This window comes from Salinarimonas sp., from assembly GCF_040111675.1.
In the GTDB taxonomy this organism is placed as follows: Bacteria; Pseudomonadota; Alphaproteobacteria; order Rhizobiales; family Beijerinckiaceae; genus Salinarimonas.
Genome location: NZ_CP157794.1, coordinates 649,530 through 663,067, shown reverse-complemented (window position 1 = coordinate 663,067; position 13,538 = coordinate 649,530). Strand labels below are relative to the sequence as shown.

Below are 13,538 nucleotides of genomic sequence, written 5' to 3'. Positions count from 1 at the left end.
GCACTCGGTGCACGGCCGCCTGCGACGGCCGAGCAAGAACACCGGGAGGAGACACGATGCGCAAGACGATCGCGTTCGCGCTGGCGGGCGTCGCCGGCGCGGCCCTGACGGCCGTCCCCGCGGCCGCGCAGGAGACCACCGCCTGCCTCATCACCAAGACCGACGCCAACCCGTTCTTCGTGAAGATGCGCGAGGGCGCGGAAGCCGCCGCCGCCGAGCACGGGATCGAGCTCCAGTCCTATGCCGGGCGCATCGACGGCGACGTCGACAGCCAGATCCAGGCGATCGAGTCCTGCATCGCGGCGGGCGCCAAGGGCATCCTGATCACGCCCTCGGATTCCGCCGGCCTGGTGCCGCTCGTCGAGCAGGCCCGGAACCAGGACATCCTCGTCATCGCGCTCGACACGCCCTTCGAGCCGGCGAGCGCGGCGGACGCGACCTTCGCCACCGACAACCGCCAGGCCGGCGTGCTGATCGGCAAGTGGGCCGCCGCCCAGCTCGGCGACGCGGCGGCGGACGCCAAGATCGTCTCCCTCGACCTGAACGCGATGATGCCGACGGTCGACTACATGCGCAACCAGGGCTTCCTCGAGGGCTTCGGCGTCGACGTGAAGGACCCGAACATGATCGGCGACGAGGACGACCCGCGCTATGTCGGCCGCGACGTCACCAACGGCAACGAGGAAGGCGGGCGCGCCGCCATGGAGAGCCTGCTTCAGGCGCATCCCGACCTCAACGTCGTCTACACGATCAACGAGCCCGCGGCGGCCGGCGCCTACGAGGCCCTGCGCGCCGTCGGGCGCGAGGGTGACGTGATGGTCGTCTCCGTCGACGGCGGCTGCCCGGGCGTGCGCAACGTAGAGGAGGGCATCATCGGCGCGACGTCGATGCAGTTCCCGCTGCTGATGGCCTCCCTCGGCATCGAGGCGATCGCGCAATACGCCGAGGACGGCACCCTGCCCGAGCCCTCGCCCGGCCTCGACTTCTTCAACACCGGCGTCGAGCTCGTCACCGACGCGCCGGTGGAGGGCATCGAGTCGATGACCGCCGAGGAGGGCCTCGAGCGCTGCTGGGGGTGATTTCGTAGCGCCGACGGGCGAGCCGGTTGCGCGGACGAGCGGCGCGTCGTCTTTCCTTCCTGTAGGGGAAGGTGGCGCCGCGCCGAAGGCGCGGTGACGGATGGGGCGCGCCGAAGGCGCGGTCCGCGAAGCGGAAGCCCCCGGTAGCGTCCGGGGGCGACCGTCGCATTTCGGCTTCGCCGAACGCGCGTGCCGCGCGCCCCATCCGTCTCGGCTTCGCCGAGCCACCTTCCCCTACAGGGAAGGAGAAGGTGCGCGCGCTCGACGGCGCGGGACGATGTACGGATCGACGGGCGCACAGGGAGAGGGGGCGCAGGTCGCGCCCTTCACGAACGCATGGCGGCAAGCCTCACGAGACGTGAATGCGGTCCGCGCCCGTTTCTCCCCTCTCCGTCGTGGAGAGGGGTCGAGGGCGGGGCGTGGCGGCTAGGCGCAACCTCGATGCGGCTCGCCACGCCAAGTCGGTAAACCCGAACGAGGACGAGAGCGACGCATGCAGCCCCCCGACGCCACGGCCGATGGCCCCGCGCAGTTCAAGCGCGAGCGCACCGCGCTCGGGCGCGTGCAGGCCTTCCTGCACGCCTACCCGACCATGGTGCCGGTCGTGGTGCTGGCGCTCTCCCTCGTCGCCTTCGGCTTCATCGCGGGGGAGCGCTTCTTTTCGCCGTTCAACCTGTCGCTGATCATGCAGCAGGTGACGGTGATCGGCATCCTCGCCGCGGCGCAGAGCCTCGTCATCCTCACGGCCGGCATCGATCTCTCGGTCGCCGCGATCATGGTCTTCACCACGGTGGTGATGGGCCAGCTCGCCGTCGAGCTCGGGCTCCCGGCCGGGATCGCGATCCCGCTCGGCATGCTGGTCGGCATCGCCTGCGGCGCGCTCAACGGGCTTCTGGTGACGCGCCTCAAGCTGCCGCCCTTCATCGTCACGCTCGGCACCTGGAACGTCTTCTTCGCGCTGAACCTGTGGCTGTCCGGCGCCCAGTCGATCCGCTCGCAGGCCATCGACGCGGAGGCGCCGGCGCTGAAATTCTTCGGCCAGAGCTTCGGCCTGTTCGGCACGCAGTTCACCTTCGGCTCGATCCTGCTCCTCGTCCTCTTCGGCGCGCTCTGGTACCTGCTCAACCGCACCGCCTGGGGCCGGCACGTCTACGCGGTGGGCGACGACAAGGACGCGGCCGAGCTCGCCGGCATCCGCACCGACCGGGTGCTGGTCTCGGTCTATGCGCTGGCCGGCCTCGTCTGCGCCATCGGCGCCTGGGCCGCCATCGGGCGGCTCGGCTCGATCTCGCCGCAGAGCTTCTACGAGGGCAACCTGCAATCCATCACCGCCGTCGTGATCGGCGGCATCAGCCTGTTCGGCGGGCGCGGCTCGATCATGGGGGCGCTGATCGGCGCGCTGATCGTCGGGGTCTTCCAGTCCGGGCTGCGCCTCGCCGGCGTCGACGTGCTCTGGCAGGTCTTCGCCATCGGCTGGCTGATCATCGTCGCGGTGGCCATCGACCAGTGGATCCGGAAGGTCGCGTCATGAGCGAGCCCGTGCTTCTCGCCCGAAACCTGACGAAGCGCTACGGCCGCGTCGTCGCCCTCGACGGCGCCGATTTCGATCTCTATCCCGGCGAGATCCTCGCCGTCATCGGCGACAACGGCGCCGGCAAGTCGACGCTGATCAAGGCGCTCTCCGGCGCCGTCCTGCCCGACGGGGGCGAGATGCGGCTCCTGGGCGAGCGCATCCTCTTCCGCTCCCCGATGGAGGCGCGCGCCGCCGGGATCGAGACCGTCTACCAGACGCTGGCGCTCTCGCCGGCGCTCTCCATCGCCGACAACATGTTCCTCGGCCGCGAGATCAAGAAGGGCGGCCCGCTGGGCAGATGGCTCGGCGCGCTCGACCGCGCCGCCATGCGCCGGATCGCCCGCGAGAAGCTCTCCGAGCTCGGGCTCATGACGATCCAGGACATCGACCAGGCGGTGGAGACGCTGTCGGGCGGCCAGCGCCAGGGCGTGGCGGTGGCCCGCGCCGCCGCCTTCGGCTCCAAGGTCGTGATCATGGACGAGCCGACGGCGGCGCTCGGCGTCAAGGAGAGCCGGCGCGTGCTCGACCTCATCCTCGAGGTCCGCGCCCGGGGCCTGCCCATCGTGCTGATCTCGCACAACATGCCCCACGTCTTCGAGATCGCCGACCGCATCCACGTCCACCGCCTCGGCCGCCGGCTGTGCGTCGTGCGCCCGGGGGACGTCACCATGTCGGATGCGGTCGCCTTCATGACCGGCGCGAAGGAGCCCCCGGAGACGATGGCGGCGTGACGACGATGCGCTCTCGCGGCGGCCGACGAAGGCGCCGCTTTTCCTTTCCCGTAGGGTAAGGTGGCGCGCCGCCGCAGGCGGCGTGACGGATGGGGCGCGGCGCGTAAGCGACGCGTTCCGCGCAGCGGAAGCCCCCCGGTGGCGGCCGTCGCGACCGTCGCATTTCGGCTTCGCCGAACGCGCGTGCCGCGCGCCCCATCCGTCTCGCCGCTGCGCGGCGAGCCACCTTCCCCTACAGGGAAGGAGAGGGTTCGGCGCGTCGGTCGAAGGCCCTCGGCGACGCTCCGACCGCGCTCACCCGCCCAGCATCGCCTCCACCCAGCGCGGCACCGCCTCGCTGGCGCGGCCGTAATCCGCCTCGTCGAACAGGTAGGCGTTGTCGGAGGGCTCGAGGTTGATCTCGCGCGTGGCGATCCCCGCCTGGCGCGCCGCGCCGACGAGGCCGGCCGCCGGATAGACCGCGCCGGAGGTGCCGATGGCGACGAAGAGGTCCGCCGCCATCAGCCGCTCCTCGATGGCGTCGAGGTGGAAGGGGATCTCGCCGAACCAGACCACGTGCGGCCGCATCCCCCCGGTCCGGCCGCACGTGCCGCAGGAATCCGCCGTCGAGAGATCGGCGCGGGCCTCGACGACCGCCTCGCACGACGCGCAGCGCGCCTTCAGCAATTCGCCGTGCATGTGCAGCACCTCGCGGTGGCCGGCGCGCTCGTGCAGGTCGTCGATGTTCTGGGTGACGAGGGTGAGCGACCCGCCCCGCGCGGCGAGGCCGGCCTCCAGCCGGGCGAGGGCACGGTGCGCCGGGTTCGGCTCGGCCGCGACGAGGTTCTGCCGGCGGGCGTTGTAGAAGGCCTGCACCGTCTCGGGGTCGCGGGCGAAGGCCTCCGGGGTGGCGAGCGTCATCGGGTCGAATGTCGCCCAGATGCCGCCCGCGTCGCGGAAGGTGCCGAGCCCGCTCTCGGCGGAAATCCCGGCGCCGGTGAGGACGAAAACGGATTTCGGATGGTCGGCCATGGCGCCAGCCTAGCGCAGGGCCGCGCCACGGGGGAGCCCTTTCCCTCCTGCGCCGGATGCGCGATACCGACGCCGGCCAGCACGAAGGACGCCGCCCGATGACCATCGTCTACGTCGACGCCGACGCCTGTCCCGTGAAGGAGGAGGTCTACAAGGTCGCCGCCCGGCACGGCGCGACGGTCAAGGTCGTCGCCAATTCCTTCCTCGCCGTCCCGCGAGACCCCGCCATCGAGCGGGTGATCGTCCCGGGCGGTCTCGACGTCGCGGACGACTGGATCGCCGAGCGCGCCGGCCCCGGGGACGTCGTCGTCACCGCCGACGTGCCGCTGGCCGACCGCTGCGTGAAGGCCGGCGCGGTCGCGCTCTCGCCCACGGGCAAGGTGTTCGACGAGGCCTCGATCGGCATGGCGCGCGCCGTGCGCGACCTGATGAGCGACCTGCGCGAGGCCGGCGCCGTCACCGGCGGGCCGAAGCCCTTCTCCGCGAGGGACAGGTCCGCCTTCCTGCAGACGCTCGACCGGGAGCTGCGGCGGGCCGGGCGCTGATCACGAGGCCGCCCGCGCCAGAGCCGCCAGCCGGCGCGCCTCGGCGAGGGTCGCGGCCGCCTCGCAGGCGAAGCGCTCCGGCAGCTCGATCATGAAGACGACGCCCGTGTCGAAGGTCGCCTCGCGCATCAGCCGCTCGAAGGGGATGGCGCCCCAGCCCAGGGGCAGGTGCAGGTCGCCGAGCCCGAAATGCATCTTCTCGGCGTCGGTGTAGGCGAAGAAGAGATCGCCTGGGCGGCCGAAGGAATCGTGCAGGTGGACGTGGCGCGCGTGCGGCGCGACGGCCGCGACCTCGGCGAAGGCGTCCGCGCCGGTCGCTCCGGCGTAGAGATAGCCGTGCGAGACGTCGAGCGTCGCGCGCACGTGCGCGTCGCCGATCGCGGCGATCTCGCGGGCGAGCCGCGAGGGCGCGGCGGTGTACATGTCGCCTCCGGTGGGCGGCACGTTCTCGACGCACAGCACGCAGTCGCGCGCGGCCGCCTCGACGGCGCCGCGGGCGAGCCACTCGCGCTGCCGGGCGAAGCGCTCCTCGATGTCCCCCGCCCGCGCGGAGCAGAAGCCCGTGTGCATGACGAGATGCCGCGCCCCGATCCGCGCCGCCACGTCGAGGGACGCCCGCAGCACGTCGAAATGCAGCGGCAGGTGCTCCGGCGCGCTGAAGAAGTTCAGCCCGATCGCCGCATGCACGCTGTAGCCGATCCCGCGCCCGGCGCAGGCCTCGACCAGCCGCGCGAGGGGCCCCGGCAGCACGCGGCCGTGCGCGATCATGTCGAGCGACAGGAGCGGAATCTCGACGATGTCCACGTCGAGCCGCTCCAGGCGATCGAGCTCGGCTGCGAGGTCCGTGACGTCGCTGCGCGCGACGTCGGCGCTCATCCCGACCGGAATTTCCGTCATCGTCCCGTCCTCCTCATGGGTCGCGTAGAGACCACGCGGCGATGACGGCAGGATGAAGACCGGCCGGCGTCGAGAGGCCCCCGCGGCGGCGCGCCTCGCGCCCCTCCCCTCGGCGACCCCTTGGCGAACCCCCCCGCCGCTGCTATCTCCCGATCACGCTAGCTCATCGGCGCGCGACGGCGCGCCCGGCCCGGATTCCCATGACCGCTGAGACCCTCGACAACATCCGCAACTTCTCCATCGTCGCGCATATCGACCACGGCAAGTCGACGCTGGCGGACCGGCTGATCCAGCTGACCGGCACGGTGACCGAGCGCGAGATGCAGGAGCAGCTGCTCGACTCGATGGACATCGAGCGCGAGCGCGGGATCACGATCAAGGCGCAGACGGTGCGGCTGGAATACCCGGCCAAGGACGGCAAGACCTATATCCTCAACCTGATGGACACGCCCGGGCACGTCGACTTCGCCTACGAGGTCTCGCGCTCGCTCAAGGCCTGCGAGGGCTCGCTCCTCGTCGTCGACGCCTCCCAGGGCGTCGAGGCGCAGACGCTGGCCAACGTCTACCAGGCGCTGGACGCCGACCACGAGATCGTCCCGGTCCTCAACAAGATCGACCTGCCCGCGGCCGAGCCCGAGCGCGTGAAGGAGCAGATCGAGGACGTGATCGGCCTGGACGCGTCCGACGCCGTGCCGATCTCGGCCAAGACCGGGCTCAACATCGATCTCGTGCTCGAGGCCATCGTCACGCGCCTGCCGCCGCCCAAGGGCGACAGGGCGGCGCCGCTCAAGGCGATGCTCGTCGATTCGTGGTACGACCCCTATCTCGGCGTCATCGTGCTCGTGCGCGTCATGGACGGCGTGCTCAGGAAGGGCATGACCGTGAAGATGATGGGCACGGACGCGGATTACGAGGTCGACCGGGTCGGCGTCTTCCGCCCGAAGATGCAGCCCCTCGACGAGCTCGGCCCCGGCGAGGTCGGCTTCATCACGGCCGCCATCAAGGAGGTGGCCGACACCCGCGTCGGCGACACCATCACCGAGACGAAGCGGCCCACGACCGAGATGCTGCCGGGCTTCAAGCCGGCGCAACCGGTGGTGTTCTGCGGCCTGTTCCCCGTCGACGCCGCCGATTTCGAGGACCTGCGCGCGGCCATGGGGCGGCTTCGCCTCAACGACGCGAGCTTCTCCTACGAGATGGAAAGCTCGGCGGCGCTCGGCTTCGGCTTCCGCTGCGGCTTCCTCGGGCTGCTCCACCTCGAGATCATCCAGGAGCGGCTCGAGCGCGAGTTCAATCTCGACCTGATCTCGACCGCACCGTCGGTGGTCTACAAGCTCAACCTGCGCGACGGCGAGACGGTCGAGCTCCACAATCCGGCCGACATGCCGGACGTGATGAAGATCGAGTCGATCGAGGAGCCCTGGATCCGCGCCACCATCCTGACGCCGGACGATCATCTCGGCGCGGTGCTCAAGCTGTGCCAGGACCGCCGCGGCATCCAGATCGACCTGAACTACGTCGGCAAGCGCGCCATGGTCGTCTACGACCTGCCGCTGAACGAGGTGGTGTTCGACTTCTACGACCGGCTGAAGTCGATCTCGCGCGGCTACGCCTCGTTCGACTACCAGATCACCGACTATCGCGAGGGCGACCTCGTCAAGATGTCGATCCTCGTCAACGCCGAGCCGGTGGACGCGCTCTCCATGCTGGTCCACCGCACCCGCGCCGAGGCGCGCGGGCGCGTGATGTGCGAGAAGCTGAAGGATCTCATCCCGCAGCATCTCTTCCAGATCCCGATCCAGGCCGCGATCGGCGGCAAGATCATCGCCCGCGAGACCATCCGCGCGTTGAGGAAGGACGTCACCGCCAAGTGCTACGGCGGCGACGTCTCGCGCAAGCGCAAGCTCCTCGACAAGCAGAAGGAGGGCAAGAAGAAGATGCGCCAGTTCGGCCGCGTCGAGATCCCGCAGGAGGCGTTCATCGCCGCGCTGAAGATGGATTCGTGAGGTCTTCACGAGCGCTCGCGGTCGTCTCGCGCAGCCGTCAGAGAACCAGAACGCCCGTGTGCTTGGCCTTGTCTTCCGGCTCGACGTGGATGGTGATGGTCGCCTCGCCCACCTCGGCCCGGAGCGCCGCCTCGATGCGGTCGCAGATGGCGTGGGCCTCGAGCACGGAGAGCTCGCCGGGCACGACGAGGTGGAAGTCGATGAAGGTGACGCGGCCCGCCTGACGGGTGCGCAGGTCGTGCGCCTCCAGCGCGCCGTCGGCGTTGCGCGAGATGATCTCGCGGATCGCCTCCAGCGCCTCCGGCGCGACCGCCTCGTCCATCAGCCCGCCGACGGAGGATTTCACCAGCTGCCACCCGGACCAGAGGATGTTCACGGCCACCAGCAAGGCCAGGATCGGGTCGAGCAGCACGTAGCCGGTCGCCGCGGCGAGGATCACGCCGGCGAGGACGCCGACCGAGGAGACCACGTCGGTGAGGAGATGCCGCCCGTCGGCGGAGAGCGCCGGCGAGCGCCGGGCGCGGCCCTGACGGATCAGCACCGCCGCCCAGGCGCCGTTGATCACGCTCGCCAGCGCGTTGATCGCGATGCCTTCCGCCGTGAAGGCCGGATCGTGCGGCTCGACGATGGCGAGATAGGCCGCCCGCGCGATGGAGAGCGCCGCGACGATGATCAGCACGCCCTCGATCACGGCGGAGAAGTATTCCGCCTTGTGGTGGCCGTAGGGGTGGTTCCGGTCGGCCGGCATGGCGGACAGCCGGACGGCGACGAGCGCCGCCACCGCGGCGGCGACGTTGACGATGCTCTCCAGCGCGTCGGAATAGAGCGCGACCGAACCCGTCAGCCAGAAGGCCGCGAACTTCAGCGCCAGGACGGTCAGGCCGACGACGATGCTTCCGACCGCCAGCCGCATCACGGTCGTCACGTGCCCCAAGTCCCCTCGTCCGCCTCGCGATGCGGGAGGCCTAGCAGCCTCCGCCGAGGATCGCCAGCACGAAGCCGTCGTATCCCTTGGATCCCACCGTCTGCACGGCGGTGGCCGTGAGCCGCCGCTCGGCGGCGAGCGCGTCGAACAGGGCGCGCGTGCCCGCGATGTCGGCGTCGGCCGTGTGCGCGTCGAGGACCCGCCCGTCGCGGATCACGTTGTCGATGACGATCGCCGTCCCGGGTCGCCCGAGCCGCACGGCCCAGGCCAGATAGTCGGGGTTGGAGCGCTTGTCGGCGTCCGCGAAGACGAGGTCGAACGGTCCCGCGCCCTCGGCCTCGAGCGCCGGCAGGGTGTCGAGCGCCTTGCCCATCCGGATCTCCACGCGCTCGGCGAGCCCGGCGCGGGCGAGGTTCGCGCGCGCGACCTCCGCATGCTTCGGGTCCGCCTCCAGCGTGACGACGCGCCCGCCCTCGGCGAGGCCGCGGGCGAGGCAGATGGTGGAGTAGCCGCCGAGCGTCCCGATCTCCAGCACGCGCCGCGCCGACACCATGCGCGCGACGATCTCCAGCATCCGCCCGTGCGCCGGCGAGACGTCGATGGTCGGCAGCCCCGCCTCGCGGTTCGCGGCAAGCGCCATGGCGAGCGCGGGGTCGACGATGCCGAGCCGCTCCTCGACATAGGCGTCGACGTCCTGCCAGGTGGCTTCGCCTGCGGTTTCGGACATGATCGGGCCTCCTCCGGCCGGGCGCGGGATTGGCGGAGGTGTCACCCGTCGCGACCGGGAAAGCAAGCGTGGCCAAGCGCGACCGGCCGTGGTTCGTTACACAACGGCCACGCTTGCGGGTCGCCACGGCACCAGATAGTTTACATGTAATCCGTCGCGGGAGACGGAGCCATCTGCCGTGAACGGCAGCAGGGAGACACATCGCTCATGATCAAGACCATGCTCAAGGCGGGCGCGCTGTCGGTCGCGCTGGCCACGGCTCTCGGCGTGGCGGGCGGCCCGGCCCTCGCCCAGGAGGTCGTCTACAACCGCGGCAACGACACCGACCCGTCGTCGCTCGACCAGCACAAGACCTCGACGGTCGCGGAAGCGCACATCCTGCGCGACCTGTACGAGGGACTGGTCGTGTACGACAACGAGGCCGAGGTGGTCCCCGGCGCCGCGGAGAGCTGGGAGGTGACGGAGGACGGCACGGTCTACACGTTCAAGCTGCGCGAGGACGCGCGCTGGTCGAACGGCGACCCCGTCACCGCGCAGGACTTCGTCTTCGCGTTGCGCCGCATCCAGGACCCGGCCACCGCCGCGGGCTACGCCAACATCCTCTACCCGATCGCGAACGCCGAGGCGATCAACACGGGCGACATGCCCAAGGAGGAGCTCGGCGCCCGGGCGATCGACGACAAGACGCTCGAGATCACGCTCGAGCAGGCGACGCCCTACTTCGTCGAGCTGCTCACGCACCAGACCGGCCTGCCGCTGCACCAGGCCTCGGTCGAGGAGCACGGGGACGCCTTCACCCGGCCCGAGAACATCGTCACCAACGGCGCCTACACGCTCGAATCCTTCGTCCCCAACGACCGGATCGTGCTGCGCAAGAACGAGAACTTCCACGACGCCGAGAACGTCCAGATCGACGTGGTCAACTACATCCCCTTCGAGGAGCGCGCCACCTGCGTGCGCCGCTTCGAGGCGGGCGAGGTGCAGTCCTGCTCCGACCTGCCCTCCGAGCAGATCGACGAGCTGCGCGCGCGCCTGGGCGACCAGGTCCGCGTCGCGCCCTATCTCGGCACCTACTACCTGCCGGTGAAGACCACCAAGGACGTGCTCGGCGATCCGCGCGTGCGCGAGGCGATGTCGCTCGCCATCGACCGCGTCTTCCTCGCCGAGGAGATCTGGCAGGGCACGATGGTGCCGGCCTACTCGCTGGTGCCGCCCGGCACCAACAACTACGTCGAGACCCCGCCGCAGCTCTCCTACGCCGAGGACGACATCCTCGACCGCGAGGACCGCGCCAAGGAGCTCCTCGCAGAGGCCGGCATCGAGGAGGGCGAGCTCACGGTGGACCTGCGCTACAACACCTCGGAGAACAACCGCAACACCATGACGGCGGTCTCCGAGATGCTGCGCAACATCGGCATCGAGACGACCATCACCGAGATGGAAGGCGCCACCTACTTCAACTACCTGCGCGAGGACGGCGAGTTCGACGTCGCCCGCGCCGGCTGGATCGGCGACTACAACGATCCGCAGAACTTCCTCTTCCTCTACGAGTCGGACAACCTCGGCTTCAACTATCCGCGCTGGTCGAACGAGGAGTACGACGCGCTGATGGAGCGGGCCGAGCAGGAGACCGATCTGCAGGCCCGCGCCGAGATCCTGGCCGAGGCCGAGCGGCTGTTCCTCGAGAACGTGCCGGCGATCCCGATCCTGTTCTACACGTCCAAGGCGCTCGTCTCCCCGAATCTCGAGGGCTGGGAGGACAACATCATGAACGTCCACGGAACGCGCTTCCTCTCGCTCCAGCAGTGAGACGCGCCTCCTCCATGACGACCGGCCCGCGCGCGGCGCTCTCGCGCGCGGGCCTCACCGCGGCAGGACGCCGCGGGAGCGTGCGCGGCGGGGAACCCGTCTGCGTCCCGTGCGTCGGCGCAGAATTGCCGTAATCAGGACACCGCCATGATCGGCTTCGTGCTCCGGCGCCTCGCCGGCGCCATCCCCACGATCTTCATCATCGTCACGGTCGCCTTCTTCATGATCCGCGCCGCGCCGGGCGGTCCGTTCGACCTCGAGCGGCCGATCGACCCGTTGATCATGCAGAACATCAACGCGGCCTTCAACTTGGACAAGCCGCTCTGGCAGCAATACGTGCTCTATCTGGGCAACGTGCTCCAGGGCGATTTCGGGCCGAGCTTCACCCGTCGCGACTTCTCGGTCGCCGACCTGTTCCGGCTGGGACTGCCCGTCTCGGTGCAGCTCGGGGCGCTGGCGCTGCTGCTGGCGCTCCTCGTCGGCGCGACGCTCGGCGTGATCGCGGCGCTGCGCCAGAACAAGGGTGCGGACTACGCGGTGGTGGGCATCGCCACCTTCGGCATCACCATCCCGAACTTCGTCGTGGCGCCGGTGCTCTCGCTGCTCTTCGGCGTCTGGATGGGCTGGCTGCCCGCTGGCGGCTGGGGCACGCCGGCGCACATGGTGCTGCCCGTCGTCACCCTGGCTCTGCCGCAGATCGCCATCATCGCCCGCCTCACCCGCGGCGCGACGATCGAGGCGCTTCGCTCGAACCACGTGCGCACGGCCCGCGCCTACGGCCTGCCGACGCGGGTCGTCGTGATCACCCACACGCTGCGCGCCGCGATCCTGCCCGTCGTGTCCTATCTCGGCCCCGCCGCGGCGGCTCTGCTGACGGGCTCGGTCGTGGTCGAGACCATCTTCGGCATACCCGGGATCGGCCGCTACTTCGTCCAGGGCGCGCTCGCGCGCGACTACACGCTGGTGATGGGCACCGTCATCGTCATCGCGCTCTTCGTCGTGATCTTCAACCTGCTCGTCGACATCGCCTATGCGGTGCTCGACCCGCGCGTGCGCTACGAGAGCTGAGGGAGAGCGTCATGCAGATGCGCCTCGACCCCGCCGCCTCCTCCGACGATCTGGAACGCCAGCTCGAGGACAGCGGCCCGCCGCGCTCGCTCTGGGGCGACGCCTGGATCCGCCTGCGCAAGAACCGCGCCGCCGTGGCGAGCGCGATCGTGCTCCTGTTCTTCGCCTTCGTGGCGATCTTCGGCCCGGCCCTGGCGCCCAACCCCTACGACGAGGTCTACCCGCAATACGTCCGCGTCCCGGCGAGCCTGGAGCCCTATCCGCGAGCCGAGAACATCGTCCCCGAGTTCGAGAGCGCCCTGCGCCGCGCCCGGGTCACCATCGGCGAGGTCACGGTGGAGGGCGAGACCGTCTCCGCCCCGATCACCAGCGAGCGCGGCATCGACCCGCGCTTCACCCGCTACGTCGACCGCTCGGACCTGTTCGCCAACGCGCGTCTCGTCGACGTCTCCGCCGACGAGACGCAGGCGGTGATGGTGGCGGACGTGAACCGGCTGTACTTCTTCTTCGGCACCGACGCCAACGGCCGCGACCTGTTCTCGCGCACCATGATCGGCGTGCGCATCTCGCTGTCCATCGGGCTGCTCGCCTCGCTCACCGCGCTCGCCATCGGCGTGCTCTACGGGGCGACGGCGGGCTTCCTCGGCGGGCGGATCGACGCGGTGATGATGCGCTTCGTCGACATCCTCTACTCGCTGCCGTTCATCTTCTTCGTCATCCTGCTGGTGGTGTTCTTCGGGCGGAACTTCATCCTGATGTTCCTCGCGGTGGGCGCCATCGAATGGCTCGACATGGCCCGCATCGTGCGCGGGCAGACGCTCTCGCTGAAGCGCCAGGAATTCGTCCAGGCGGCGGAGGCGCTCGGCGTGAAGAACACCGGCATCCTGCGCCGGCACATCGTGCCGAACACGCTGGGACCCGTCGTCGTCTATCTCACGCTGCTCGTGCCGAAGGTGATCCTGCTCGAGAGCTTCCTCTCCTTCCTGGGGCTCGGCGTGCAGGAGCCGCTCACCTCGCTGGGCGTCTTGATCTCGGAGGGCGCCGCCAACATGCAGAGCGCCACCTGGATGCTCGTCTTCCCCGCGCTGACGCTGATCGCGATCCTGTTCGCGCTCAACTTCCTGGGCGACGGCCTGCGCGACGCGCTCGATCCGAGGGACCGCTGAC

At 70.1% G+C, this 13,538-nt stretch carries 12 protein-coding genes; 8 read left to right on the top strand and 4 right to left on the bottom strand.

Features of this window, described 5'->3' with window-relative positions; translation table 11 throughout:
* Window positions 1-56: 56 nt before the first annotated feature.
* The 3 genes from ABL310_RS02990 to ABL310_RS02980 all read left to right on the top strand — a co-directional run bounded on the left by ABL310_RS02990 (window position 57) and on the right by ABL310_RS02980 (window position 3,383).
* Window positions 57-1,079: a substrate-binding domain-containing protein gene (locus tag ABL310_RS02990; RefSeq protein WP_349370234.1), complete on the top strand. Its 1,023-nt coding sequence runs from the start codon at window positions 57-59 to the stop codon at window positions 1,077-1,079.
* Between the two features lie 493 nt (window positions 1,080-1,572).
* Entirely contained in the window at window positions 1,573-2,610 is a 1,038-nt protein-coding gene (locus tag ABL310_RS02985) for an ABC transporter permease (RefSeq protein ID WP_349370233.1), read from the top strand.
* Window positions 2,607-3,383: an ATP-binding cassette domain-containing protein gene (locus tag ABL310_RS02980; protein ID WP_349370232.1), complete on the top strand. Its 777-nt coding sequence runs from the start codon at window positions 2,607-2,609 to the stop codon at window positions 3,381-3,383. Before ABL310_RS02985 ends, ABL310_RS02980 begins: the two co-directional genes overlap by 4 nt.
* 294 nt (window positions 3,384-3,677) lie before the next feature.
* On the opposite strand, the gene ABL310_RS02975 is transcribed toward ABL310_RS02980, so the two are convergent.
* On the bottom strand, window positions 3,678-4,394 hold the full coding sequence (locus ABL310_RS02975) for an NAD-dependent deacylase (protein WP_349370231.1): 717 nt from the start codon (window positions 4,392-4,394) through the stop codon (window positions 3,678-3,680).
* 98 nt (window positions 4,395-4,492) lie between these two features.
* Here ABL310_RS02975 and ABL310_RS02970 point away from each other — a divergent pair, with 98 nt between their 5' ends.
* Window positions 4,493-4,939: a YaiI/YqxD family protein gene (locus ABL310_RS02970; protein WP_349370230.1), complete on the top strand. Its 447-nt coding sequence runs from the start codon at window positions 4,493-4,495 to the stop codon at window positions 4,937-4,939.
* Here ABL310_RS02970 and ABL310_RS02965 read toward each other — a convergent pair whose 3' ends face one another.
* Window positions 4,940-5,836, bottom strand: a complete 897-nt coding sequence (locus ABL310_RS02965; protein ID WP_349370229.1) for a sugar phosphate isomerase/epimerase — start codon at window positions 5,834-5,836, stop codon at window positions 4,940-4,942. It lies immediately after the preceding gene.
* A gap of 200 nt (window positions 5,837-6,036) precedes the next feature.
* Between ABL310_RS02965 and lepA the strand changes: the two genes are divergently transcribed.
* Entirely contained in the window at window positions 6,037-7,842 is a 1,806-nt protein-coding gene (gene lepA, locus ABL310_RS02960) for a translation elongation factor 4 (RefSeq protein WP_349370228.1), read from the top strand.
* Between the two features lie 37 nt (window positions 7,843-7,879).
* Here lepA and ABL310_RS02955 read toward each other — a convergent pair whose 3' ends face one another.
* Window positions 7,880-8,755 carry a cation diffusion facilitator family transporter gene (locus ABL310_RS02955; RefSeq protein ID WP_349371983.1) on the bottom strand — a complete coding sequence of 292 codons (876 nt, stop codon included), beginning with the start codon at window positions 8,753-8,755 and terminating at the stop codon, window positions 7,880-7,882.
* A 52-nt stretch (window positions 8,756-8,807) separates the two neighbouring features.
* Window positions 8,808-9,494: an O-methyltransferase gene (locus ABL310_RS02950; protein ID WP_349370227.1), complete on the bottom strand. Its 687-nt coding sequence runs from the start codon at window positions 9,492-9,494 to the stop codon at window positions 8,808-8,810.
* A gap of 207 nt (window positions 9,495-9,701) precedes the next feature.
* On the opposite strand from ABL310_RS02950, the gene ABL310_RS02945 reads away from it, so the two are divergent.
* From ABL310_RS02945 to ABL310_RS02935, 3 genes are all read left to right on the top strand, one after another.
* A complete protein-coding gene (locus ABL310_RS02945) occupies window positions 9,702-11,303 on the top strand; it encodes a peptide ABC transporter substrate-binding protein (protein ID WP_349370226.1) in 1,602 nt (533 codons plus the stop codon).
* Between the two features lie 147 nt (window positions 11,304-11,450).
* Window positions 11,451-12,371, top strand: a complete 921-nt coding sequence (locus ABL310_RS02940; protein WP_349370225.1) for an ABC transporter permease subunit — start codon at window positions 11,451-11,453, stop codon at window positions 12,369-12,371.
* Window positions 12,372-12,382: 11 nt separating this feature from the next.
* A complete protein-coding gene (locus ABL310_RS02935; RefSeq protein ID WP_349370224.1) occupies window positions 12,383-13,537 on the top strand; it encodes an ABC transporter permease subunit in 1,155 nt (384 codons plus the stop codon).
* The last annotated feature ends 1 nt before the right edge of the window (window position 13,538 follow it).

Bases quoted from the DNA above. Each gene is read 5' to 3' on its own strand.
- ABL310_RS02990 (WP_349370234.1), top strand. From the start codon at position 57: ATGCGCAAGACGATCGCGTTCGCGCTGGCGGGCGTCGCCGGCGCGGCC.
- ABL310_RS02985 (WP_349370233.1), top strand. From the start codon at position 1,573: ATGCAGCCCCCCGACGCCACGGCCGATGGCCCCGCGCAGTTCAAGCGC.
- ABL310_RS02980 (WP_349370232.1), top strand. From the start codon at position 2,607: ATGAGCGAGCCCGTGCTTCTCGCCCGAAACCTGACGAAGCGCTACGGC.
- ABL310_RS02975 (WP_349370231.1), bottom strand. From the start codon at position 4,394: ATGGCCGACCATCCGAAATCCGTTTTCGTCCTCACCGGCGCCGGGATT.
- ABL310_RS02970 (WP_349370230.1), top strand. From the start codon at position 4,493: ATGACCATCGTCTACGTCGACGCCGACGCCTGTCCCGTGAAGGAGGAG.
- ABL310_RS02965 (WP_349370229.1), bottom strand. From the start codon at position 5,836: ATGACGGAAATTCCGGTCGGGATGAGCGCCGACGTCGCGCGCAGCGAC.
- lepA (WP_349370228.1), top strand. From the start codon at position 6,037: ATGACCGCTGAGACCCTCGACAACATCCGCAACTTCTCCATCGTCGCG.
- ABL310_RS02955 (WP_349371983.1), bottom strand. From the start codon at position 8,755: ATGCGGCTGGCGGTCGGAAGCATCGTCGTCGGCCTGACCGTCCTGGCG.
- ABL310_RS02950 (WP_349370227.1), bottom strand. From the start codon at position 9,494: ATGTCCGAAACCGCAGGCGAAGCCACCTGGCAGGACGTCGACGCCTAT.
- ABL310_RS02945 (WP_349370226.1), top strand. From the start codon at position 9,702: ATGATCAAGACCATGCTCAAGGCGGGCGCGCTGTCGGTCGCGCTGGCC.
- ABL310_RS02940 (WP_349370225.1), top strand. From the start codon at position 11,451: ATGATCGGCTTCGTGCTCCGGCGCCTCGCCGGCGCCATCCCCACGATC.
- ABL310_RS02935 (WP_349370224.1), top strand. From the start codon at position 12,383: ATGCAGATGCGCCTCGACCCCGCCGCCTCCTCCGACGATCTGGAACGC.